Below are 22,189 nucleotides of genomic sequence, written 5' to 3'. Positions count from 1 at the left end.
TGAGTAGCCGCGTCGGCGGACGAGCTCCGGCCATGTGGCCAAAGGCAAAGGCCCGTCCGTCCCCACACGGGACGGACGGGCCTCACCACGACAGGGTCAGAAGGACGCCTCGTCGAGATCCATGATGTCGACGCCCGACTCGCTCGTCGTCTGGGCGAGCTTGCGCGCACCCGTCACACCCGGCAGGACGTTCGCGGCGAAGAACTTCGCGGCGGCGATCTTGCCCTGGTAGAACGCGACGTCCTTGCCGGAGGCGCCCGCTGCCAGCTTCTCGGCGGCGACGGCCGCGCCCTTGAGGAGCAGGTAGCCGACGACCACGTCACCGGAGGCCATCAGGAGGCGGGTCGTGTTGAGGCCCACCTTGTAGATGGACTTCACGTCCTGCTCGGTGGCGACCAGGTCGTTGATCATGAGGCCGACGATGGCCTCCAGCTCGCCGGCGGCCTTGCCGAGCGTCTCGCGGGCCGCGGTGAGCTCCTCGCCGCCGGACTCCACGGCGAGGAACTTCTTGATCTCCTCGGAGAGCGCGTTGAGCGCGGCGCCCTGGTTGCGGACGATCTTCCGGAAGAAGAAGTCCTGGCCCTGGATCGCCGTCGTGCCCTCGTAGAGGGTGTCGATCTTCGAGTCCCGGATGTACTGCTCGATCGGGTACTCCTGCAGGAAGCCGGAGCCGCCGAACGTCTGCAGCGACTGGGCGAGCTGCTCGTAGCCCTTCTCGGAGCCGTAGCCCTTGACGATGGGCAGGAGCAGGTCGTTGAGCGCGTGCTCGGCGGCCGCGTCCTCGCCCGCCGCCTCCTTGACCTGGATCGCGTCCTGCACGGAGGCCGTGTAGAGGACGAGCGTGCGCATGCCCTCCGCGTAGGCCTTCTGCGTCATGAGGGAGCGGCGCACGTCCGGGTGGTGCGTGATGGTGACCTTCGGCGCGGTCTTGTCCGTGCTGCGCGCGAGGTCGGAGCCCTGGACGCGCTCCTTGGCGTACTCGAGGGCGTTGAGGTAGCCCGTCGACAGCGTGGAGATCGCCTTCGTGCCGACCATCATGCGGGCGAACTCGATGATGCGGAACATCTGGCGGATGCCGTCGTGCTTGTCGCCGATCAGCCAGCCCTTGGCGGGGTGCTGGTCGCCGAAGGTCATCTCGCACGTGTTGGAGGCCTTGAGGCCCATCTTGTGCTCGACGTTGGTCGCGTACACGCCGTTGCGCTCGCCCAGCTCGCCGGTCTCCCAGTCGAACTCGAACTTCGGGACGAGGAACAGGGAGAGGCCCTTGGTGCCGGGGCCGTGGCCCTCGGGGCGGGCGAGGACGTAGTGGAGGATGTTCTCCGACATGTCGTGCTCACCGGACGTGATGAAGCGCTTCACGCCCTCGATGTGCCAGGAGCCGTCCGCCTGCTCGGTGGCCTTGGTGCGGCCGGCGCCGACGTCCGAACCGGCGTCCGGCTCGGTCAGGACCATCGTCGAGCCCCACTGCTTCTCGACGGCGATCTCGGCGGCCTTCTTCTGCCGCTCGTTGCCCTCCTCGAAGAGGATGCCGGCGAACGCCGGGCCGGAGGAGTACATCCAGATCGCCGGGTTGGCGCCCAGGATCAGCTCCGCGTGGGCCCAGATCAGGGAGCGCGGGGCGGTGGTGCCGCCGATCTCCTCGGGCAGGCCGAGGCGCCAGTACTCGGCGTCCATGAAGGCCTTGTAGGACTTCTTGAAGGAGGCCGGGACCGGAGCCGTGTTGGTCTCCGGGTCGAAGACCGGCGGGTTGCGGTCCGCGTCCGCGAAGGACTCCGCAAGGTCGTTCTCGGAGAGGCGGGCGACCTCTTCGAGGATGCTCTTGGCGGTGTCGACATCCATGTCCCCGAACGGGCCGGTGCCGTACAGCTTGTCGCGGTCGAGTACCTCGAAGAGGTTGAACTCGATGTCGCGGAGATTCGACTTGTAGTGCCCCATGGCGACGGCTCCGTGTCCTCGTACGCATACCAACTAGTAACCAACAGGATGCTACCCGTGGGTAATAAGAATCAACCCCCAGTGGGCCAACTGTGACGAACGCGGCGCCCCTGCCCTTGAGCGGCTCGGTAGCATTCCCTTCATGTACGGCTACGACCAGAGCCCGGGCGCCGGGCAGCAGTACGCGCCGCCGCAGGGCGGGTACGGGCAGCAGGCTCCGCCGCTGTATCCCGAGCCGTCGCCGCCCTCGCTGACGGACGCGGTCCGCGCGTTCACCACGGGCTCGATGTCCGCCGAGGACTTCCAGCAGATCTTCGCCTCGTCGAAGGTCTACTGCCCGCGCGGCGACAACCCGGGCTTCCTCGCGCTGCACAACACCCAGCAGCCGGTGATCCCGATGTTCAGCACCCTCAAGGAGCTGCGCAGATACGCGGGCAAGGAGTCCAAGTACTTCGTCATCACCGGCGCCGAGGTCATCGACCTGCTGCCCACCGGGTACGGCTTCGTGCTCGACATGGAGGGCGAGCACCGGATGGTCTTCGACGCGAAGGCGGTCGAGGAGATGGTCGACTTCGCGATGCGCCGCATGTATGGCTAGGCGCCATTGCTTCGCGGGCGGCTGACCAGCCTGCCTGCCGCCACTGGAGGCCCGGACGCACCCGCGTCCGGGCCTTTCGCATGCCCGGAACCGGGTCTCGGCGCTGCCGGGAATAGTCGGCGACTTGCAGGATGTTCACCGTTCAACTAAATTGATGGCAGACCCCGAGGAGGCCGCCATGCCCGCTGTGACCGTCGAGAACCCGCTGACCCTGCCCCGTGTGGCCGCGCCGGCGGACGCCGTGGCGCGCCCCGTGCTCGCTGTGACGACCGCGCCGAGCGGCTTCGAAGGGGAGGGATTCCCGGTGCGCCGCGCGTTCGCCGGGATCAACTACAAGCACCTCGACCCGTTCATCATGATGGACCAGATGGGTGAGGTGGAGTACGAGGCCGGCGAGCCCAAGGGCACCCCTTGGCACCCGCACCGCGGCTTCGAGACCGTCACGTACATCATCGACGGCACCTTCATCCACCAGGACTCGCACGGCGGTGGCGGCACCATCACCAACGGCGACACCCAGTGGATGACGGCCGGCTCGGGGCTGCTGCACATCGAGACGCCGCCGGAGTCGCTCGTCATGTCCGGCGGTCTGTTCCACGGCCTCCAGCTGTGGGTCAACCTGCCCGCCAAGGACAAGATGAAGAACCCGCGGTACCAGGACATCCGCGGCGGCCAGGTCAAGCTGCTCACGACCGCCGACGGCGGCGCGCTGCTCCGCGTCATCGCCGGTGAGCTGGACGGCAACGAGGGCCCCGGCATCACGCACACCCCGATCACGATGGTGCACGCCACCGTCCGCCCGGGCGCCGAGGCGACGCTGCCCTGGCGCGAGGACTACAACGGGCTGGTGTACGTGCTCGCGGGCAAGGGCTCCGTCGGCGCCGACCGGCGGCCCGTGCACACCGGGCAGACCGCCGTGTTCGGCGCGGGCTCGTCCCTGACCGTGCGCGCCGACGAGTCGCAGGACGCGAACACCCCCGACCTCGAAGTGGTCATCCTGGGCGGGCAGCCGATCCGTGAGCCGATGGCGCACTACGGCCCGTTCGTGATGAACAACAAGGCCGAACTGCAGCAGGCCTTCGACGACTTCCAGGCCGGACGCCTGGGCGTCATCCCCAGCAAGGAGCGGCTGCCGCACACCGGCTGATGCGCCGACAGATGGTGACGCCCCGTCACTCGGCCGGACCCGGCCGGGAGGCGGGGCGTTTCGCACACGTGATCAACTGGCGGGGTGCAGACCGGTAAGCCACTCCTCCCCGACCCCGCCCGCCGCCTCGCCGCCTGGTGCGTCGTCGTCCTGCTCGTCGTGGGCGTCGCCGCCGTCGGGATCGCGCTGGTCATCATCTTCCAGTCGGCCGTCACGCCCGTGCTGCTCGCGCTGCTCGGCACCGCGCTGCTCGGCCCGGTCTTCGAGTGGCTGACGAAGCTGAAGCTGCCGCGCGCGCTGGCCGCCATCCTCACCTGCGTCGCGCTCGTCGCCGTGGTCGGCGGCGCCGGCTACATCGTCGTCACCGCGCTGATCGACACCGGCGAGCAGATCGTCGACTCGCTCCGGCAGGCCGGCGACTGGCTCAGGGACCATGTGGGCATCGTCGGCGCCGACGACCTCGGCAACGTCGCCGACAACGCCAAGGACCAGGTCGGCAAGTGGGGCTCCAACCTGGCGGGCGGGGTGATCGCCGGGCTGTCCGCGCTCGGCTCGCTGCTCGCCACGAGCGTCCTCGCGCTGCTGCTCACCTTCTTCTTCCTGAAGGACTCCAACCGGGCCACGGGGCTCGCGCGCAGCATCGCCCCGCACCACGGCGAGATCCTGGAGGCCATGGGGCGCCGGGCCTTCGAGGCGATCTCCGGATTCATGCGCGGCACGACGTTCATCGCGCTCATCGACGCCATCTGCATCACGATCGGGCTGCTGATCCTTCAGGTGCCGGGCGCGGTCGGGCTCGGCGCGCTGGTCTTCGTCGGCGCGTACATCCCCTACCTGGGCGCGACGCTGTCCGGGGCCGTCGCCGTGCTCGTGGCGCTCGCCGACCGGGGGCTGATCATCGCCCTGTGGACGCTCGGGGTGATCCTCGCCGTGCAGCAGCTGGAGGGGCACATCCTGCAGCCGATGATCCAGTCGCGGACCGTCCAGATGCACCCCGCGATGGTGATGCTGGCGATCACGGCGGGAGCGGCGGTCGCGGGCATTCTCGGGATGCTGCTCGCCGTGCCGCTGGTGGCCGCCGCGTTCGGCGTCCTCGGGGAGCTGAGGAGGCGTTACGCGCCGGAGGACATGGGCGACGACCCGCCTTCTGTTTCACGTGAAACGGGTGACGGGGTGTCCGGGGCGGCCGGGTCCTCCGGGTCCTCCGGGTCCTCCGAGGCTCCCGGGCCCGCCGGGTCCCCCGAAGGTTCGTAGAGCTCGAACCAGATGCTCTTGCCCTCGCCCCGCGGGTCCACGCCCCAGCGGTCGGCGAGCAGCTCCATCAGCACCAGACCGCGCCCCGACGACGCCAGCTCGCCGGGGCGTCGCTTGTGCGGCAGGTCGTCGGAGGCGTCCGCGACCTCCACGCGCAGCCGACGGGGTTCGGCGCCGTGCCGGGTCATCTCGGCGACCAGGAGCGCGTCGCCGTCGGTGTGCACCAGGACGTTGGTGACCATCTCGGAGACGAGCAGCACCGCCGAGTCCATCTGATCCGGGTCGGCCCAGTCGTGCAGCAGCTCCCGCAGCTGCTGGCGGGCGGCCGCGATCCGCTCGGGTTCGGCCTGGGCGATGGTCATCGCGGTGCGCCGGGCGACGGTGGCGGCGGCCGACTGGGTGGTGCGGCGCAGCAGCAACAGCGCGATGTCGTCCTCGCGGCGGTCCGCGAGCGGCCCCGTGGTGTGGTGCGAGGAGGGGCCGTGCACCGCCTGCACCAGGGCGTCGGCCATCTCCTCCAGGCGCTCGCCCGGGCCGGACTCCAGGGCCGCCCGGATCCGCGACCAGCCGGTGTCCAGGTCGTGCCCGCCCGTCTCGATCAGCCCGTCCGTGCAGATGAGCAGCGTCTCGCCGGGTTCGAGGACGAGGCGGGTCGTCGGGTAGTCCGCGTCCGGGTCGACGCCGAGCGGCAGGCCGCCCGCGGTGGGGCGGACGAGGACGGTGCCGTCGGCCATCCGGATCGCGGGGTCCGGATGGCCGGCGCGGGCGATCTCCAGGACGCCGGTGGCCGGGTCGGCCTGGACGTACAGACAGGTCGCGAAGCGCGGGTCGGCCCCCGGCTCGTCGGTGTCGCCGATGCCGTGCAGGAAGCGGGAGGCGCGGGAGAGGACGGCGTCCGGCCTGTGCCCCTCGGAGGCGTACGCGCGCAGGGCCACCCGGAGCTGCCCCATCAGGCCCGCCGCGCGCACGTCGTGGCCCTGTACGTCGCCGATGACCAGGGCGATGCCGCCGCCCGGCAGCGGGATCATGTCGTACCAGTCGCCGCCGACCTGGAGGCCGCCGCCGGTCGGCACGTAGCGGGCGGCGACGGTCATGCCGGGGATCTCGGGGCCGATCGAGGGCAGCATCGTCTTCTGCAGGCCGTCGGTGAGCTCCCGCTCGGACTCGGCGACCCCGGCCCGGGAGAGGGCCTGCGCCAGCATCCGGGCGACCGTGGTGAGGACCGAGCGCTCGTCGGGCGTGAAGGACACCGGGTAGGTGAAGCCCGCCATCCACGCGCCGATCGTGTGGCCCGCGACGACCAGCGGCAGGAACGCCCACGACTTGCGCTCGAAGCGGGCGGCCAGCGGCCAGGCCGCCGGGTAGCGGGCGCGGTACTCCTCCGGCGAGGACAGATAGACGGCGCGGCCGGTGCGGACGACCTCGGCGCCCGGATAGTCCGTGCGCAGGTCCATGTCGGTGAACGGGGACTCGTCGCCGTCCTCCTGACCGTGGTGTCCGATGACGGTGAGCCGGTCGCCCGCGACACCGAACACCGCGAGGCCGTCCGGCGAGAACCCCGGCATGGAGAGCCCCGCGGCGACCCGCAGCACCTCCTCCGTGGACCCCGCCTCGGCGAGCGCCCGCCCCGCGTCCAGCAGGAAAGCCTCCCGCGAGCGCCGCCAGTCGCCGGTCACCGGGGTGCGCGACGCGGCCTCCGGCGGCGGCTCGGAGACCTCCTGGAGCGTGCCGATCAGCTCGTACGAGTCCTGGGCGTCGCCGTGCGCGATCGGCTTGGAGCGGCTGCGTACGGTGCGCAGCACACGGCCCTCGCCGTCCATGACGCGCAGCCGGGCCTCGGCGAGCGTGCCCTCGGCGACGGCGAGCTGCACGATGCCGTCTATCTCGTTCCAGTCGACCGGATGGAAACGGGCGCGGGCGGCGGCCTCCGTCAGGGTGACCGGCTCGCCCGCGGCGGCGGGCAGCCCGATCAGCCGGGCGGCCTCGGCGTCGAACGTGACGAGCCCCGCCCGGTTGTCCCATCGCCACAGCCCGGTGGCCAGAGCGGCGAGAACGTCCTCCACGGGAGGGAGGGGCTCACCAGTGCGCATTGCCCCACTGTAGAAAGAGGTGATCGCCGGGTGCCACCAGAGGCGCGGCCGGGCGGGGCCGACGGGCCGCCCGGAGCGGCCGCTGTGCCCGGTACGCTTGGGGGGATCCCGGTTGTCTCCCGGGGAACCCCAAGTGCAAAGGCTGGATGAACGACGATGCATCGGTACAGGTCCCACACCTGCGGCGAGCTCCGCGCCACTGACGTCGGGTCCGACGTCCGGCTGAGCGGCTGGCTGCACAATCGCCGAGACCTGGGCGGCATCCTCTTCATCGATCTGCGCGACCACTACGGCATCACGCAGCTCGTCGCCCGTCCGGGCACCAAGGCCGCCGAGGTCCTCGACAAGCTGACCAAGGAGACGGTCGTCCGCGTCGACGGCAAGGTCGTCTCCCGCGGCGCGGACAACGTGAACCCGGAGCTGCCCACCGGCGAGGTCGAGATCGAGGCCTCCGACGTCGAGGTGCTCGGCGGCGCCCAGCAGCTGCCGTTCCAGATCAACCAGGACGACGGGGTGGGCGAGGAGCGCCGCCTGGAGTACCGCTTCCTGGACCTGCGCCGCGAGCGCATGCACCGCAACATCATGCTGCGCAGCGAGGTCATCGCCTCGATCCGCTCGAAGATGGTCAACCTCGGCTTCAACGAGATGGCGACGCCGATCCTCGCCGCGACCTCCCCCGAGGGCGCCCGCGACTTCGTCGTCCCGTCCCGCCTGAACCCGGGCAAGTTCTACGCCCTCCCGCAGGCGCCGCAGCAGTTCAAGCAGCTGCTGATGATCTCGGGCTTCGACCGCTACTTCCAGATCGCGCCGTGCTTCCGCGACGAGGACGCGCGCGCGGACCGCTCGCCGGGCGAGTTCTACCAGCTCGACATCGAGATGAGCTTCGTCGAGCAGGAAGACGTCTTCCGCCCGATCGAGAAGCTCATGACGGAGATCTTCACCGAGTTCGGGAACGGCCGTGAGGTCACCAGCCCGTTCCCGCGGATCCCGTTCCGCGAGTCGATGCTGAAGTACGGCAACGACAAGCCGGACCTGCGCGCCAAGCTCGAACTCGTCGACATCACCGACGTGTTCGCGGACTCCGAGTTCAAGGCGTTCGCCGGCAAGCACGTGCGCGCGCTGCCCGTCCCGGACACCGCCTCGCAGTCCCGCAAGTTCTTCGACGGCCTCGGTGACTACGCGGTCGAGCAGGGCGCGAAGGGCCTCGCCTGGATCCGCGTCGGCGAGGACGGCACGTTCGCGGGCCCGATCGCCAAGTTCCTCACCGAGGAGAACGTCAAGGTCCTCACCGAGCGCCTCGGCCTCAAGGCCGGCCACGCCGTGTTCTTCGGCGCGGGCGAGTTCGACGACGTCTCGAAGATCATGGGCGCGGTCCGCGTCGAGGCCGCCAAGCGGGCGGGCCACTTCGAGGAGGGCGTCTTCCGCTTCTGCTGGATCGTCGACTTCCCGATGTACGAGAAGGACGAGGAGACCGGCAAGATCGACTTCTCCCACAACCCGTTCTCCATGCCGCAGGGCGGTATGCAGGACCTGGAGGAGAAGGACCCGCTCGACATCCTGGCCTGGCAGTACGACATCGTCTGCAACGGCACGGAGCTGTCCTCCGGCGCGATCCGGAACCACGAGCCGGAGATCATGCTCAAGGCCTTCGAGATCGCGGGCTACGACCGCGACACCGTCGAGGCCGAGTTCGCGGGCATGCTCCGCGCGTTCCGCTTCGGCGCCCCGCCGCACGGCGGGATCGCCCCGGGCGTCGACCGCATCGTCATGCTCCTCGCCGACGAGCCGAACATCCGGGAGACCATCTCCTTCCCGCTGAACGGCAACGCGCAGGACCTGATGATGGGCGCGCCCACCGAGCTGGACGAGTCGCGCCTGCGCGAACTCAACATCCAGCTGCGCAAGCCGGTCGAGAAGAAGTAGCGACCGCACCGCGACAACGCCGAAGGGCCCGGAACCGAGGATCGGTTCCGGGCCCTTCGGCCTTGTGCGTTACGCCTCCGGCTCGCCGCCGAAGCGCTCCTTGTAGGAGTCCAGGTCCTCGTCGGTGATCTTGGCGAAGAGGACCGGGGGGACCGTGAAGGGGGTGCCGGCGGGGACCGTCGTCAGGGACGAGGCCTCCTCGGGGGTGACCCAGCGGGCGTCGTCGCCGGGCAGGTCGAACGCGGCGCGCATCGCGGCGGCCGAGGCCGGGATGAAGGGCTCGGAGACCACCGCGTAGAGGCGGATGAGGTTCATCGCCGTGCGTAGCGTGAGGGCCGCGGCGTCCTTGTCGGTCTTGATCTCCAGCCAGGGGGCCTTCTCCTCCAGGTAGGAGTTGCCCGCCGACCACAGGGCGCGCAGCGCCGCCGCGGCCTTGCGGAACTGGAGGGCCTCCATCTGGGTCTCGTACTCGGCGAGGAGCGTGGAGATCTCCTCGCCCAGCTTGGCCTCGGCGTCGCCCGGGGTGCCGCCCTCGGGGACGTCGTCGCCGAAGCGCTTGCGGGAGAAGGACAGGACGCGGTTGACGAAGTTGCCGAGGGTGTCGGCCAGGTCCTTGTTGACCGTCGCCGCGAAGTGCTCCCAGGTGAACGACGAGTCGTCGGACTCGGGGGCGTTGGCGATCAGGAAGTAGCGCCAGTAGTCCGCCGGGAGGATCTCCAGGGCCTGGTCGGTGAAGACGCCGCGCTTCTGCGACGTGGAGAACTTGCCGCCGTAGTACGTCAGCCAGTTGAAGGCCTTGAGGTAGTCGACCTTCTTCCACGGCTCCCGGATGCCCATCTCCGTGGCCGGGAACATGACGCTGTGGAACGGGACGTTGTCCTTCGCCATGAACTCCGTGTACCGGACGTCGGAGGCGCCGGCCGGCTCGTACCACCACGACTTCCAGTCGCGGGTCTCACCGGCGGGGGCCTGGTCGGCCCACTCCTTCGTCGCGCCGATGTACTCGATCGGGGCGTCGAACCATACGTAGAAGACCTTGCCCTCGGCCGCCAGCTCCGGCCACGTGTCCGCCGGGACCGGGACGCCCCAGTCCAGGTCGCGGGTGATCGAGCGGTCGTTGAGCCCCTCGGTCAGCCACTTGCGGGCGATGGAGGAGGCGAGGTGCGGCCACTCGCCGGCGACCTCGTCGATCCACGCCTCGACCTCGACCTGGAGCTTCGACTGGAGCAGGAAGAGGTGCTTGGTCTCGCGGATCTCCAGGTCCGTGGAGCCGGAGATGGCGGAGCGCGGGTCGATCAGGTCCGTCGGGTCCAGGACGCGCGTGCAGTTCTCGCACTGGTCGCCGCGGGCCTTGTCGTAGCCGCAGTGCGGGCAGGTGCCCTCGACGTAGCGGTCCGGCAGGAAGCGCTCGTCGGCCGGGCTGTAGACCTGGCGGATGGCGCGCTCTTCGATGAACCCGTTCTCGTTCAGCTTGCGGGCGAAGTGCTGGGTGATCTCCGCGTTCTGCTCCGAGGAGCTGCGGCCGAAGTGGTCGAAGGCGAGACCGAACCCGTCGTAGACCGCCTTCTGCGCGTCGTGCGCCTGCGCGCAGAACTCGGCGACCGGGAGGCCCTGCTCCTTGGCCGCCAGCTCGGCGGGGGTGCCGTGCTCGTCCGTCGCGCAGATGTAGAGCACGTCGTGGCCGCGCTGGCGCAGGTAACGGGAGTACACGTCGGCCGGGAGCATGGACCCCACCATGTTGCCCAGGTGCTTGATCCCGTTGATGTACGGAAGGGCGCTGGTGATGAGGTGTCGAGCCATCGGGGGCTGCTCCCGGGTTGTGACGTGGGTGGAATCTAGAAATCGTAGCCGACATGGGGCGGCCGCCCGTGCGGTGTTTACTGCGCGGACGGCCATGGGGTATCGGGGCCCTGCTGAGCGGGGTTGCCGGGCGGGGTTACGGGCGCCAGGCCTCCAGGAGGCCCTTGTAGAGCTCCGCGTCCGTGAGTTCCAGCGGCGTCTCGCCCGCGTGGAAGACGGCGGTGTTCTCGGCCTTCAGCTTGCGGAGGTAGTCGAAGTTCTTCGAGTCCGGGTCGCCGAACGTCACGAACTGGAAGAAGAGCGGGTGCTTGGCCGCCTCCGCGAGGGCCTCGTTCGCCGGGCGCTGGGTGTCCGGGGGGCCGTCCGTCTGGAAGACGACCAGGGCCGGGGCGGTGGGGTCGTCCGACTTCTCGTGGTGGGCGACGACCTCTTCGATCGCGCGGTGGTAGCTGGTGCGGCCCATGCGGCCCGCCTCCGCGTGCCAGGCGTCGACCTTGCCCTCGTACGCGTCCAGGGTGAGGTCGCCGGTGGCGTCGATGTCCGTCGAGAAGATCACCGTGTGGACGGTGGGGGTCTTGCGGGCGTCGAGGTGGGCGGCGAGGGCGACGGTCTGCTCCGCGAGGGCGGCGGTCGAGCCGTTCTTGTAGTACGGGCGCATGGAGCCGGAGCGGTCCAGGACGAGGTAGACCGTGGCGCGGGTGCCGGTGAGGCCGTTCTTCTTCAGGGCCGTGCCGGCGGCGGAGTGGGCGGCGGTCAGGCCGGGGGCACGCGTCTTGACCTTGGCGGGGGTGTGGGCGGGCTTTCCGGTCTTCTCGGCCTGCGCCGGGGTCTTTGCCGCGACGGGGTCGACCTTCTCGGTCTTGTCGGCCTGCGCCGGGGTGCCGTCTTCGGGGGCCTGCGACGGGGCGGGCTCCGTTGCCTCGACGGGGTCGGCGCCCTTGTCCTCTTCGGCCTGCACCGGGGGCTGTGCCCACCCGTCCCGCCGTGCGGGACGCTTGCCCACAGCGGCGGCGGCCTGACCTTCGGCGTCGTCCGTGGGCTCGCCCGCGGCGGCGGCCTTGGGCTCGGCCGTCTCTTCGGCGGGCGCCGCGGCCTCGGTCTCCGCCGGTGCCTCCGCCTCGGGCGCGGTGGCAGCGGTCTCCTCAGCCTTCGGCTCGACCGGGGCCGACTTCTCGACCGGAGCCTGCTCCTCGACCGGAGCCTGCTCCTCGGCCGAGGCGGGGTTCTCAGCCGCGGCCTTCGGCTCAGCCGGAGCGGACTTCTCAGCCGGAGCGGACTCAGCCGCAGCCTTCGGCTCAACCGGAGTCAGCTCCTCAACCGAAGCGGACCCCTCAGCCTCAGCCTGCTCCTCGACCGGAGCTGACCCCTCAGAAGCAGCCGCGTCCTCAGCCTGAGCCGAGCCCTCAGCCGGAGCCTGTTCCTCAGCCGGAGCGGACTCTGCAACCGGAGCCGAGCCCTCGGCCGGAGTCGACCCCTCGGTCTGAGCCGAGCCCTCAGCCTGAGCCGACCGCTCAACCAGAGCCTGCTCCTCAGCCGAAGCGGACTCCGCAACCGGAGTCGCCCCCTCGGCCGGAGTCGCCCCCTCGGCCTCAGCCGAGCCCTCGGCCTGAGCCGAGTCCTCAGCAGCAGCCGAGTCCTCAGTCGCAGCCGAGCCCTCAACCGGCGCCGAGCCCTCAGCCGGCGCCGACCCCTCAGTCGCAGGCGGTTCCTCGGGCGCGGTCGGTGTCAACCGGTCCCCGCCCACCGGGGGTGACGGCTTGGGGACCGAGATGTTGTCGAAGGCGGCCGAGACCAGGTCGTCCGCTTCGCCCTTGGAGGGGGCGGGGACCGTGGTGGCGGGTGCCGGGTCCGCGGCGGCGGCGGTCTCGTCCTTTTTGCGCGGCCGCCCGAACGCGTTCCGCAGCCGATCCAGAATGCCCATGTGCGCAACCTCCCGCATGAGTTGTCCCCGACGTCCCTGGAACCCCTGGCCAGGACGGACACGTAAGGTTAGCCGCCGCAGGCCGTGATCTTGGGCAGGGTCGGGCCGTTCGACCGAGCGGACAACTGCCGCCCTTTCTGTGCGGTTTCAGTCGATCACGCCCGACTCCATGAGACGTGTCCGATACGCCGGTGACTGGTGTGCCGACTCCCAATAGGCCTCCCGCAGGGCCGGCAGCACCGCGTCCAGGACGGGTTCGGAGCGGGCCGCGAGGAGGAGCCGTACCGTCACCGGGTCGCCCTCAAGGGGGCGGATCGCCATGTCGGGGCGGGCGAGGGACGTCGGCTGGCAGAGCGTCACCACCTCGCCGGTCGCGACGAGGTTGGACGCGGTCAGGTAATCGCCGTGCAGGACGCGCGGGTTGAGCCCCGCCGAGCGGAACGCGCGGAGCAGGCCGTCCCATTCGCCGTCCACCGTCGGGTCGATCATCCAGCGGTCCTCCGCCAGGTCGGCGAGGCGGACGACCGGTCCGCGGGCCGCCGGATGGTCCGCCGGCAGCGATACGTACTGGGGTTCGCGGGCCAGGAGGACCTTGCAGGTCAGGGTCTCCGGGATGCGCAGGGGGCTGCCCTCCACCTCGTGGACGAACGCCACGTCGAGGTGGCCGTCGGCCACCAGGCGGAGCAGCGCGTGCGCCGAGACGTCCATGCGCAGCGACGGCTCGTGCGGCGAACTCGCGCGCAGCCGGCGCAGCCACCCCGGTATCGCGCGGCTGGCCGTGGAGCCGATGCGCAGCAGGCCGTCGACCGAGTCCCGCGCCATCGCGCGCGTCTCGTCGACCAGCGCGCGCAGGTCGTCCACCAGCGGCCGGGCCCGCGTGAGCAGGGTGCGGCCGAGCGGGGTGGGGCGGCAGCCGGTGCGTTCGCGGACGAACAGGTGGCCGCCGAGGTGGTCCTCGATGCGGCGCAGCTGTGTGCTGAGCGCGGGCTGGGTCATGCCCAGGTGCCGGGCCGCCTTGTGCAGGCTGCCGGTGTCCTCGATCGCGCACAGGACGCGCAGGTGCCGCACCTCCAGCTCCATGGGCGTCGAGCGTAGGCGGGTACCGTGCGCCGCACCAGGGTCAACCGTGTGGTGATAGCGCGGAGTTATCGCGTACTGGCATCTATCCCGTGCGTCTCTCCCGCCCCAGACTCTCACGCATGGACATGACACAACCCCCCACGGTCATCCGTCTGTTCGCCTGCGCCCTCGGCGCCGGCCTCACCGTCACCGCCCTCGCCGCGGGCCCGGCGGCCGCCCACCCGGCGCCCGAGTCCTCGTACGCGCGCTACGCCGGTTCCGCCGAGGAGTCCGCCGCCAACAAGGCGTTCTTCGACGCCGTCCTGAAGTCCGTCGCCGAGAAGCGGGCCGCGAACCCCGGTGCCGAGTCCGTCACCGTCTCGTACGACGCCTCGCAGGCCCCCACCTTCCAGCAGCAGATAGCGAGCAGCGCGTCGATCTGGAACTCGTCGGTGTCGAACGTGAAGCTCCAGGCCTCGTCCGGCGGTGGTGACTTCTCGTACCGCGAGGGGAACGACTCGCGCGGTTCGTACGCGTCGACCGACGGGCACGGCAGCGGCTACATCTTCCTGGACTACGCGCAGAACCAGGAGTACGACTCCACGCGCGTGACCGCGCACGAGACGGGCCATGTCCTCGGGCTCCCCGACCACTACGAGGGGCCGTGCAGCGAGCTGATGTCGGGCGGCGGCCCCGGCCCCTCGTGCACCAACCCGAACCCGGACGCGAACGAGAAGGCCCAGGTGGAATCCCTGTGGGCCAACGGGTTCGCGAAGGCCCTGCACAAGGCGGAGGCCGCGCTGCGGTAGGCGGTCCGACGGGCGGGGCGCGCGGCCCGGCCCCCACCTGCGACCTGACCGCAGCGGGCCGCCGTCTTCCGCAGACACCGGGCCACCGTCCGCCTCCCCATGGACGGTGGCCCGGTGCGGCGCGCGCGGCTCAGCCGTGCAGCGTCAGGTCCACCAGGAGCGCCCGGTGGTCGGTGTCCGCGAGGCGGATGAAGCGGGAGCCGTCCGCCGAGAAGTCGTCGGTCACCAGCACGTGGTCGATCTGCGTGCCCAGCGGGCCCGGCGCCCTCGACGGCCAGCTCGGCGTGCGGGCGTGGCCGGTGAGGCGGGCCGCGTCGCGCAGCCCTCCCGCGTCGAGGATCCGGCGGAACGCCGCGTGGTCCTGCGTCGCGTTGAAGTCCCCCGCCGTGATCCCGGGCCCTTCGCCGGCCCGCGCCGCGTCCGCGAGACGGCCGAGTTCCGCCCTCCACACGCCCACCTGGTCGGGCAACGGCGGCATGGGATGCGCCAGTTGGAGCCGGACCGCGTGACCGCGCACATCCGCGACGGCGGCGGGCATGCCCATCGTCCCGGCCACCGTCGGCGCCGCCTTCAGCGGGAACCTGCTCAGGATCGTCGAGCCCTCGGAGCCGTCCGCCGCGACCGCCTGCCGGTGCGGATAGCGGGTGCGCAGCGACTCGCGGTCGAGCGTGTCCCGGCAGGGCCGCCCGCACTCCTCGACGAACACGAGGTCGGGGCGGTGCCGGGTGACCGTGTCGATCAGGGCGTTCGTTCCGCGGCTGAACTGGACGTTGGACGTGAGCACCCGGACGCCGGACACGGGTGCGCCGTCCGGCTCGCTGTCCTGCCCGTACGGCTCCATGTACCAGGCGAGCGCGCCGAGTACGACGACGCCCCAGACCATTCCCGTACGCCAGCGGGACAGCAGAGCGAGGAGCAGCGCGGCGGCCGTCGGAGCGATCAGCCAGGGCAGGAACGCGAGGAGCTGCGGTACGGGCGTCAGCGCGTCGCGGTCCGCGGCCCGGCAGCCGACCACCGCGCTGACCGCCGCGAGCAGCAGCGCCGCCGCCCACGCCCCGGCCCGGTGCACACGGCGGCGCCCGGCGCCCCGCGGCTCGTACCGCGCGGCGCCGGGCGCCTCGTCCGTGATGTGCTGCTGCCTCTGGTCCAAGGCCCGGCCCCCGTCTCCGTACCGCTCTGTTCGGAGTCCTCCAGGTTAGCCGGGGTACGTGGCCGTCAGGCCGGTTTGGCGGCCCCGGGGTTGGGGGCGCGGCCGTGGTCGGAGGCGAGCGCCCAGATGACGAAGACGCCGATGCCGATGGAGATGACCGACCACACGGGCGCGTACGGCAGGAACAGGAAGTACTCGACGACGTAGAGCGCGCCGAAGCCGATGCCCGCGCCGCGCGCCCAGTCCATGCCCTTGAGCACGCCCCAGCCGGTGACCGCGACGAGCGCGCCGATGACGAGGTGGATCCAGCCCCACGTGGTGAGGTCGAAGGCGTAGACGTAGTCGCCGATCCGGCTGTAGACGTCGTCCTTGGCGATGGCCGCGATTCCGTTGAGGACGCCCAGGCAGCCGCTGACCAGCATCAGGACGCCCGCGAACAGGGTGCCGCCGGCCGCCCAGTCGGTGCGGGGGCCCTGGCCCCGGGTGGGGTCAGGGTCGGGGGTGCGGTGGTCCTTGGACCAGGCGGTCGTCGACCCGTTCTCCGGTGGTGTGTTCGTCATGCGGGCGCCTCCTCGTGTCACCGGAATGCTCGCGCCGCAGCAGCGAGGCGGCATTCCGTGCGCGGCCGAACGGGTGTCTGCCGAGCCACACCACGAGCGCCACCACCGCGCCCACGGCGACGATCACCCACGACGCGGTGCGCAGGGGCGAGGTCAGGGCGTCGTAGACCGCGGCCGTGGCCGCCTTGTTGGCGGCGTCCGAGATGTCTTCGAGCGTCAGCGCGCGGGCGAGCGGCAGCGCGATGAGCAGCGCGGCCGCGCCCAGGGCGGCGCCGAGGGCCGTCCACGCGAGCGCGCGGCGGCGGCGCACGGCGAGCGCGAGGCCGACGGCGGCGCACACCACGGCGGCCAACGGCAGCCACGGTCCGGCGAGTTGGAAGGCGTGGAAGCCCTTGCGCAGCCCGGCCAGGTCGCCGGCGGACAGCAGCGTGACCTCGGTGTGGGCGACCGGGATCCGCTCGGCGAACGGCACGCCGTCCGCCTCCAGCTGCTGCTTGACCTGCCGGGTGACGGGGGCGAGGTCGAGCGTGACGGGACCCGAGGTGCCCTCGTCGAGGGCCTGCTGCACGGCGTCGTGGGCGGCCCGGTTGGCGGTGTTCCAGGCGCCGCGGAAGGCGTCGGTGTCCGTGAACGAGACGACCGCGTCGTGCAGGTAGTCCTCGAGGACCGAGGAGAGCGCGCCCACGTCGAGGTTCTTCATGACCCCGGCGGTCACCGCGTCGGCGACCGCGTTCTGCACGTCCGGATCGCCGGCCAGCGGAGCCATCGCCGACACGTACCGGTCGCTGTCGCCGATCTCGTACTTCGCCCAAGTGGAGAGCGTGCCGAGCGGGACGAGCAGGCAGGCGAGGACGAGCAGGACGACGGAGGCGGTTCTTCGGGTCACCGTCCCAGGCAAGTCCCCGCCCGCGCGGCGCGCGAGCGGGGTGCGTGCAGACGGACTACCCGGCCGGCCCTACTTGCGGTTGTACAGCCGCATCGTGACGGGCCCGAACACGGCGACGAGCAGCGCCGCCCAGCCCAGCGACCACAGCACCTCGGCCGTCGGCCAGTCGCCCTCCATCAGGCCGCGCACGGCGGACGCGACGTGCGTGACGGGGTTGTTGTTGACGAAGGCCTGCAGCCAGCCCGGCATGGTCTCGGGCTTCACGAAGATGTCGCTGAGGAACGTCAGCGGGAAGATCACCATCATGCTGACGCCCATCACCGACTTCTCGGTGCGCAGCAGCAGCCCGAACATCGTCCAGATCCACGAGAACGCGAACGAGAAGACGAGCAGGACCGCGACGGCCGCGAGGACGCCGAGCACCCCGCCGTCCGGCCGGAACCCCATGACCAGGCCGACCGCGAGCATCACGACGGACGCGATCGTGTAGCGCAGGGCGTCGCCGAGGAGGTACCCGACCATGACGGACGGGCGCCAGATCGGCAGCGTACGGAAGCGGTCGAAGACGCCCTTCTCGATATCGGTGTTGACCGAGACGCCCGTGTACATCGTGATCATCACGACCGACATCACGAGGATGCCGGGCAGCAGGTACTGGATGTACTCGCCGGGGGAGCCGGCCAGGGCGCCGCCGAACAGGTACGTGTACATCAGCACCATCATCACCGGGAACGCCGTGACGTCGAAGAGCTGCTCCGGCACGTGCTTGATCTTGAGGATCGCGCGCCAGCCGAAGGTGAGCGAAGCGGACAGGGCGCTGGGCCGGGGCGGCCGCTCCTTGGCGATGAGCAGTTCGGCGAGGGACTCGGCGCTGACGGGGGCGAGTTCCTGCGCGTCGGTACTGGGGGTGGTGGCGGTGGTCATGCCGTCGCCTCCTCGGACGTCTGGTCGCGTACGGGGTTCTGGTCCTGGACGGGCCGGTCGGTGAGGGCCAGGAACACCTCGTCGAGGCTGGGCTGGCCGAGGGCGAAGGTGTCCACGGTGATGCGGGCGGCGGCCAGTTCGGCCAGTGCGCGGGAGGCCTGCTCGGCGGCGTCCCGGCCGCTCGCGGCGCCGCCGACGCGGGCGGTGAGCGCCACCGGGTCGGGCTCCAGGACCACCTGCGCGTCGAGCACGGTGTTCAACAGCCGCTCGGCGTCGGGGCGTTGGTGCGCGTCGCGCAGGCGTACGTGGACGGAGCCCGAGCCGACCGACGACTTCAGCTCGCCCTTGGTGCCCTCGGCGATCACCCGGCCCCTGTCGATGACGGCGATCCGGGACGCCAGCTGGTCGGCCTCGTCGAGGTACTGAGTGGTCAACAGGACGGTCGTACCCTGGGCGACGACCGCGCGGACGATCTCCCACACCTGGTTGCGGCTGCGCGGGTCGAGCCCCGTGGTCGGCTCGTCCAGGAACAGCAGGTCGGGGGTGTTGAGGATGGACGCGGCGATGTCGATACGGCGCCGCATGCCGCCCGAGTAGTTCTTCACCTGGCGGCCGGAGGCCTCCAACAGGCCGAAGGCGTCGAGGAGTTGGTCCGCCCTGGCGGCGGCGGACTTCTTTCCGTGGCCGGTCAGGCGGGCGAGCAGCACGAGGTTCTCGTGGCCCGTCAGGTCCTCGTCGACCGACGCGTACTGGCCGGTGAGGCTGACGCGGGAACGCACCGCGTCGGCCTCGCGCACCACGTCGTGGCCGAAGACGTGGGCCTCGCCCGCGTCGGGCCGCAGCAGCGTGGCGAGCATTTTCACGGCGGTGGTCTTGCCCGCGCCGTTCGGTCCGAGCACGCCGTAGACCGTGCCGGCCGGGACGGTCAGGTCGATGCCGTCGACGGCGCGGTTGTCGCCGAAGGTCTTGACGAGGCCCGCGGTCTCGATGGCCAGGCCGGTGGCGGTGGTGCTCATGTCGGATGCCCCTCTCGGTCACGTCACAGAGGCAGACCGGCCCCGCGCCCGGAATTCATCGGCGCTCCACGGCCCGCCGCGGCTCCGGTGGAGCACTGGGCCGAACGGGTGTTTCCTGGACGTGGGGGCGTGAAGATCTTGGGCTCACTTTGGGAGGCCGATCATGCGCCGAACCACTCCGGCCCTGGCTGCCGCCGGGCTTCTGGCGGGCGGTCTGCTCGCCGTCACCGCCGCGGCACCCGCCAGTGCGAACAGCGGCGACGTCGTCTGGGGGACGGTCGTCTCGCCGTCCGATCTCAATCTGCGCTCGGGTCCGAGCACCTCGTCGTCCGTCGTGTACCGGCTCGCGCCGGGCAGCCAGGACCGCATCGAGTGCGCCACCGATGGCTCGTCCGTGCACGGCACCACGACCTGGTACTGGTTCACGGGCGCCCGCGGCTGGGCCACGGCCGCGTACGTCGACACCGGCGGCCGTGCCGTGCCGAGCTGCACGTCCGGGGCGCCGTCCGACGGGCCGCGGCACGACCACGGTCATGACCACGGCCCGAGCAGCTTCTACTACCGCGAGTACCGGGAGTTCGGCGTCACGTTCTAGGACGCCGACCCGGTACAGGCCGCTAGAACGTACGTTCTATACGGGCGCGTACTCGCTCGCCGAGTAGTAGCGGTAGTACGTGCCCACGAACGTGGACGCCCCGATGACCAGGCCGAGCATGATCGACCAGAGGATCGCGGGGTCCGAGAGGCTGTGCAGGAAACCGATCGCGATGCCGGCGAACGCGCCCCAGGCCGAGGCCCGCGCGAGGAAGTGCCGGCCCGCCTGCTGCTTGGACCAGTGGTGGATGCCGAAGCAGAGCGCCGCCACGATGATGCCCGTGACGAAGCCGAGCGCGATGTTGCCCCCGGTGACCTCGCCGCCGAAGCGGTCGATGCTCGCCGCCCAGAACCCGTACGCGATGCCGGTCACGACGGGAACGACGACGGCCGCGCTCGTCGGAGAGATCGCCGCACCACTGGTGCTGCCGCCGGTACTGCCGCGTCCGGGTGCGGGTGCCGCATGCTGAGCCATGACGGGCTCCTTTCTGCCAGGCCCCCTCGGATGCCCCGAGTTTCGCGTCCTTCGTCTTCCATTGACCTCTCGTGGCCCGCCCTTCGCAACATGCGCGCGGTGCCGCACCGTGTTTCGCTGACCCCATGAACATCCTGCTCCTGGGCGCCACCGGCATGGTCGGCAGCCGTATCGCCGCCGAGGCACTGGGCCGCGGCCACAGCGTGACCGCCGTCAGCCGCTCCGGCGACACGCCCGTCGCCGGAGTCACGCCCGCGGCGGCGGACGTCCACGACGTGCAGCGGCTGACCGAACTCGCGGGCGGGCACGACGCCGTGGCCTCCGCCCTGTCCCCGCCCCGCGACGGCTCGGACCCGGTCAAGCCGTTCCTCGCGCTCAACCAGGCCGTGGTCGCCGGGGTGCGCGGGTCAGGCGTCGCACGCCTCGTGGTGGTCGGCGGGGCGGGCAGCCTGGAGGTCGCGCCCGGCGAGGCGCTCGTGGACCAGCCGGGATTCCCCGACGCGTACCGCGGCGAGGCGCTCGCGCACCGGGACGTGCTCGAGTTTCTGCGCACGGTCGACGACCTGGACTGGACGTACATCTCGCCGGCCGCGGAGATCGGCCCCGGCGAGCGCACCGAGGAGTTCCGGATCGGCGGCGACCGGCTGATGAAGGACGCGGACGGCGAGAGCCGGATCAGCGCCGAGGACTACGCGCTGGCCTTCGTCGACGAGATCGAGCGCGACGCGCACTCCAGGAAGCGCATGTCGGTGGCGTACTGAACCGCCGCCCCCCGAACGGCGGTGCCGGCGGGCTCCTTCTCCTTCGGCCGGTACGCGTACAGCTCGGCGTCCGCCTCGTCCCGGTACGGGGTGCGCTCCGCGGTCCTGCGGATCACGGTGATCGCGGCGTCGTCGCTCGGCGGCCCGTACCGGTGCGCGCGCAGATCCTCCGCGAGGCGGCCGAGGAGCGCCTCGGGCGGCTCCTGCGCGCCGTCCAGTGACACCAGGCGCGGCAGCCGCTCCCGTACGGGGTAGAAGGTGCCGCCCGCGTCGCGGCACTCGGTCACGCCGTCGGTGAAGAGCAGCAGCGTGTCCCCGACCCCGAAGGGCAGCCGGGCCACGCTCGGCGCCGCGGCGCCCAGCGTCCCCATGCCGAGGGGGAGCCCGGCCGGGAGCTCGGGGGTGTGCACGCGGCCGTCCGCGGTGACGACCAGCGGCGGCTCGTGCCCGAAGTTGACGACGTCGACGGTTTCGGGGGCCGTCGGCGGGAAGTGCAGCAGCAGGCCCGTGGAGAACGCGTCCGTGAGGCCCTCGCCGTCGGTGAGCCGGGTCCAGGCGCTGTAGCGCTGCATGGCGATCTCCAGGCGCCGGGCCACCTCCTCGATCCGCTCCTCGTGGTACGCCGCCTCCCGGAACGCGCCGAGCAGCCACGCCGAGGCGGACACCGCGGGCAGGCCCTTTCCGCTGACGTCGCCGAGCACGGCGCGCACCCCGTACGGCGAGGGCTGGAAGTCGTACCAGTCGCCGCCGACCCGGGCCGCGCGGGCGGCGGGCTGGTAGTAGTCGGCGATGCGCAGGTCCTCGAAGCGCTCGGGCAGGCCGCGCATCACCGCGCGCTGGGTGGCCTCGGCGATGTCCGTGAGGGCCTGGACGCGGGCCCGCTGCTCCTCCCTGCGGCGCGCGATCAGCACGCCGAGCAGGCCGCCGGTGCCGATCATCAGCGGCCCGAGCACGGCCCAGCTGCCGCCGGTCGGCAGCGGCGCGACGGCCTGCAGCCCGATGTAGACGCAGATCAGCAGCCCGGTGACGACAGCCGTGACGGTCACGGGCGCGAGCAGCGCCACCATGATCGGTACCAGGCCGAGCAGGGCGCGCGCCCGGAAGTCGGCGGGCGTCGCGACGTCGAGGGTGGTGATGATCAGCGCCATCACCGCGACGAGCAGCACGACGGCACGCCAACCGCCCGTGGGGCGGGAGTCGGAGGGTGCCGCGCCACGGATCGAGGAGTGGAAGCCGCTCGAGCCACGAGATGTCATCACGTCGAGAATGCGTGTCATTCGTCGTGCG

At 71.4% G+C, this 22,189-nt stretch carries 18 protein-coding genes and 1 pseudogene; 7 read left to right on the top strand and 12 right to left on the bottom strand.

Features of this window, described 5'->3' with window-relative positions; translation table 11 throughout:
- Nucleotides 1-96 precede the first annotated feature (96 nt).
- A complete protein-coding gene (locus tag ACZ7L4_RS30910; RefSeq protein WP_472107782.1) occupies nucleotides 97-1,935 on the bottom strand; it encodes an acyl-CoA dehydrogenase in 1,839 nt (612 codons plus the stop codon).
- A gap of 142 nt (nucleotides 1,936-2,077) precedes the next feature.
- On the opposite strand from ACZ7L4_RS30910, the gene ACZ7L4_RS30905 reads away from it, so the two are divergent.
- The 3 genes and pseudogenes from ACZ7L4_RS30905 to ACZ7L4_RS30895 form a co-directional block, all read left to right on the top strand.
- Nucleotides 2,078-2,533 carry an SseB family protein gene (locus ACZ7L4_RS30905; RefSeq protein WP_399229007.1) on the top strand — a complete coding sequence of 152 codons (456 nt, stop codon included), beginning with the start codon at nucleotides 2,078-2,080 and terminating at the stop codon, nucleotides 2,531-2,533.
- A gap of 178 nt (nucleotides 2,534-2,711) precedes the next feature.
- The gene (locus ACZ7L4_RS30900; protein ID WP_472107780.1) at nucleotides 2,712-3,680 is read left to right on the top strand and encodes a pirin family protein; all 969 of its coding nucleotides are present in this window, start codon (nucleotides 2,712-2,714) and stop codon (nucleotides 3,678-3,680) included.
- 84 nt (nucleotides 3,681-3,764) lie between these two features.
- Nucleotides 3,765-4,856 (top strand): annotated as a pseudogene (locus ACZ7L4_RS30895) (AI-2E family transporter); the annotation flags it as partial.
- On the opposite strand, the gene ACZ7L4_RS30890 reads toward ACZ7L4_RS30895, so the two are convergent.
- The gene (locus tag ACZ7L4_RS30890) at nucleotides 4,793-7,024 is read right to left on the bottom strand and encodes an ATP-binding SpoIIE family protein phosphatase (RefSeq protein ID WP_472107778.1); all 2,232 of its coding nucleotides are present in this window, start codon (nucleotides 7,022-7,024) and stop codon (nucleotides 4,793-4,795) included. The pseudogene ACZ7L4_RS30895 and the gene ACZ7L4_RS30890 overlap by 64 nt on opposite strands.
- Before the next feature lie 156 nt (nucleotides 7,025-7,180).
- Here ACZ7L4_RS30890 and aspS point away from each other — a divergent pair, with 156 nt between their 5' ends.
- Nucleotides 7,181-8,947 carry an aspartate--tRNA ligase gene (gene aspS / locus ACZ7L4_RS30885; protein WP_472107776.1) on the top strand — a complete coding sequence of 589 codons (1,767 nt, stop codon included), beginning with the start codon at nucleotides 7,181-7,183 and terminating at the stop codon, nucleotides 8,945-8,947.
- A 69-nt stretch (nucleotides 8,948-9,016) separates the two neighbouring features.
- On the opposite strand, the gene metG is transcribed toward aspS, so the two are convergent.
- The 3 genes from metG to ACZ7L4_RS30870 all read right to left on the bottom strand — a co-directional run bounded on the left by metG (nucleotide 9,017) and on the right by ACZ7L4_RS30870 (nucleotide 13,748).
- Complete coding sequence (metG, locus tag ACZ7L4_RS30880) at nucleotides 9,017-10,747, bottom strand: methionine--tRNA ligase (RefSeq protein WP_472107774.1); 1,731 nt, start codon at nucleotides 10,745-10,747, stop codon at nucleotides 9,017-9,019.
- Between the two features lie 136 nt (nucleotides 10,748-10,883).
- Nucleotides 10,884-12,668 (bottom strand): VWA domain-containing protein, encoded by a 1,785-nt coding sequence (locus tag ACZ7L4_RS30875; protein WP_472107772.1) that lies wholly within the window; start codon nucleotides 12,666-12,668, stop codon nucleotides 10,884-10,886.
- A 147-nt stretch (nucleotides 12,669-12,815) separates the two neighbouring features.
- Nucleotides 12,816-13,748, bottom strand: coding sequence for a LysR family transcriptional regulator (locus ACZ7L4_RS30870; RefSeq protein ID WP_472107770.1), 933 nt, complete (start codon nucleotides 13,746-13,748; stop codon nucleotides 12,816-12,818).
- Nucleotides 13,749-13,873: 125 nt separating this feature from the next.
- On the opposite strand from ACZ7L4_RS30870, the gene snpA reads away from it, so the two are divergent.
- Nucleotides 13,874-14,536 carry a snapalysin gene (gene snpA / locus ACZ7L4_RS30865; RefSeq protein ID WP_472107768.1) on the top strand — a complete coding sequence of 221 codons (663 nt, stop codon included), beginning with the start codon at nucleotides 13,874-13,876 and terminating at the stop codon, nucleotides 14,534-14,536.
- A gap of 130 nt (nucleotides 14,537-14,666) precedes the next feature.
- Here snpA and ACZ7L4_RS30860 read toward each other — a convergent pair whose 3' ends face one another.
- The 5 genes from ACZ7L4_RS30860 to ACZ7L4_RS30840 all read right to left on the bottom strand — a co-directional run bounded on the left by ACZ7L4_RS30860 (nucleotide 14,667) and on the right by ACZ7L4_RS30840 (nucleotide 19,072).
- Nucleotides 14,667-15,665 (bottom strand): endonuclease/exonuclease/phosphatase family protein, encoded by a 999-nt coding sequence (locus ACZ7L4_RS30860; protein WP_472108152.1) that lies wholly within the window; start codon nucleotides 15,663-15,665, stop codon nucleotides 14,667-14,669.
- Nucleotides 15,666-15,751: 86 nt separating this feature from the next.
- A complete protein-coding gene (locus tag ACZ7L4_RS30855) occupies nucleotides 15,752-16,246 on the bottom strand; it encodes a DUF7144 family membrane protein (protein WP_472107766.1) in 495 nt (164 codons plus the stop codon).
- Entirely contained in the window at nucleotides 16,176-17,132 is a 957-nt protein-coding gene (locus ACZ7L4_RS30850) for a hypothetical protein (RefSeq protein ID WP_472107764.1), read from the bottom strand. Before ACZ7L4_RS30850 ends, ACZ7L4_RS30855 begins: the two co-directional genes overlap by 71 nt.
- A gap of 69 nt (nucleotides 17,133-17,201) precedes the next feature.
- Nucleotides 17,202-18,056, bottom strand: coding sequence for an ABC transporter permease (locus tag ACZ7L4_RS30845; RefSeq protein ID WP_472107763.1), 855 nt, complete (start codon nucleotides 18,054-18,056; stop codon nucleotides 17,202-17,204).
- A complete protein-coding gene (locus ACZ7L4_RS30840; protein ID WP_472107762.1) occupies nucleotides 18,053-19,072 on the bottom strand; it encodes an ATP-binding cassette domain-containing protein in 1,020 nt (339 codons plus the stop codon). The genes ACZ7L4_RS30845 and ACZ7L4_RS30840 overlap by 4 nt, the downstream gene beginning before the upstream one ends.
- Nucleotides 19,073-19,235: 163 nt before the next feature.
- Between ACZ7L4_RS30840 and ACZ7L4_RS30835 the strand changes: the two genes are divergently transcribed.
- Nucleotides 19,236-19,667, top strand: coding sequence for an SH3 domain-containing protein (locus ACZ7L4_RS30835; protein WP_450816295.1), 432 nt, complete (start codon nucleotides 19,236-19,238; stop codon nucleotides 19,665-19,667).
- Nucleotides 19,668-19,703: 36 nt separating this feature from the next.
- On the opposite strand, the gene ACZ7L4_RS30830 is transcribed toward ACZ7L4_RS30835, so the two are convergent.
- Complete coding sequence (locus tag ACZ7L4_RS30830) at nucleotides 19,704-20,141, bottom strand: hypothetical protein (RefSeq protein WP_472107760.1); 438 nt, start codon at nucleotides 20,139-20,141, stop codon at nucleotides 19,704-19,706.
- 125 nt (nucleotides 20,142-20,266) lie between these two features.
- Between ACZ7L4_RS30830 and ACZ7L4_RS30825 the strand changes: the two genes are divergently transcribed.
- Nucleotides 20,267-20,902 (top strand): NAD(P)-dependent oxidoreductase, encoded by a 636-nt coding sequence (locus ACZ7L4_RS30825; RefSeq protein ID WP_472107759.1) that lies wholly within the window; start codon nucleotides 20,267-20,269, stop codon nucleotides 20,900-20,902.
- Here the strand turns inward: ACZ7L4_RS30825 and ACZ7L4_RS30820 are convergent.
- Nucleotides 20,830-22,158 (bottom strand): PP2C family protein-serine/threonine phosphatase, encoded by a 1,329-nt coding sequence (locus ACZ7L4_RS30820; RefSeq protein WP_472107757.1) that lies wholly within the window; start codon nucleotides 22,156-22,158, stop codon nucleotides 20,830-20,832. The genes ACZ7L4_RS30825 and ACZ7L4_RS30820 overlap by 73 nt on opposite strands.
- Nucleotides 22,159-22,189: the final 31 nt, after the last annotated feature.

This window comes from Streptomyces sp. NPDC107575 (assembly GCF_055657265.1).
The sequence above is the reverse complement of the archived record's forward strand: the minus strand, read 5'-3'. Positions and strand labels throughout refer to the sequence as shown.

What these genes read in the sequence shown, in the direction of transcription:
- ACZ7L4_RS30910 (WP_472107782.1), bottom strand. Translation starts at nt 1,935, where the DNA reads ATGGGGCACTACAAGTCGAATCTCCGCGACATCGAGTTCAACCTCTTC.
- ACZ7L4_RS30905 (WP_399229007.1), top strand. Translation starts at nt 2,078, where the DNA reads ATGTACGGCTACGACCAGAGCCCGGGCGCCGGGCAGCAGTACGCGCCG.
- ACZ7L4_RS30900 (WP_472107780.1), top strand. Translation starts at nt 2,712, where the DNA reads ATGCCCGCTGTGACCGTCGAGAACCCGCTGACCCTGCCCCGTGTGGCC.
- ACZ7L4_RS30890 (WP_472107778.1), bottom strand. Translation starts at nt 7,024, where the DNA reads ATGCGCACTGGTGAGCCCCTCCCTCCCGTGGAGGACGTTCTCGCCGCT.
- aspS (WP_472107776.1), top strand. Translation starts at nt 7,181, where the DNA reads ATGCATCGGTACAGGTCCCACACCTGCGGCGAGCTCCGCGCCACTGAC.
- metG (WP_472107774.1), bottom strand. Translation starts at nt 10,747, where the DNA reads ATGGCTCGACACCTCATCACCAGCGCCCTTCCGTACATCAACGGGATC.
- ACZ7L4_RS30875 (WP_472107772.1), bottom strand. Translation starts at nt 12,668, where the DNA reads ATGGGCATTCTGGATCGGCTGCGGAACGCGTTCGGGCGGCCGCGCAAA.
- ACZ7L4_RS30870 (WP_472107770.1), bottom strand. Translation starts at nt 13,748, where the DNA reads ATGGAGCTGGAGGTGCGGCACCTGCGCGTCCTGTGCGCGATCGAGGAC.
- snpA (WP_472107768.1), top strand. Translation starts at nt 13,874, where the DNA reads ATGACACAACCCCCCACGGTCATCCGTCTGTTCGCCTGCGCCCTCGGC.
- ACZ7L4_RS30855 (WP_472107766.1), bottom strand. Translation starts at nt 16,246, where the DNA reads ATGACGAACACACCACCGGAGAACGGGTCGACGACCGCCTGGTCCAAG.
- ACZ7L4_RS30845 (WP_472107763.1), bottom strand. Translation starts at nt 18,056, where the DNA reads ATGACCACCGCCACCACCCCCAGTACCGACGCGCAGGAACTCGCCCCC.
- ACZ7L4_RS30840 (WP_472107762.1), bottom strand. Translation starts at nt 19,072, where the DNA reads ATGAGCACCACCGCCACCGGCCTGGCCATCGAGACCGCGGGCCTCGTC.
- ACZ7L4_RS30835 (WP_450816295.1), top strand. Translation starts at nt 19,236, where the DNA reads ATGCGCCGAACCACTCCGGCCCTGGCTGCCGCCGGGCTTCTGGCGGGC.
- ACZ7L4_RS30830 (WP_472107760.1), bottom strand. Translation starts at nt 20,141, where the DNA reads ATGGCTCAGCATGCGGCACCCGCACCCGGACGCGGCAGTACCGGCGGC.
- ACZ7L4_RS30825 (WP_472107759.1), top strand. Translation starts at nt 20,267, where the DNA reads ATGAACATCCTGCTCCTGGGCGCCACCGGCATGGTCGGCAGCCGTATC.
- ACZ7L4_RS30820 (WP_472107757.1), bottom strand. Translation starts at nt 22,158, where the DNA reads ATGACATCTCGTGGCTCGAGCGGCTTCCACTCCTCGATCCGTGGCGCG.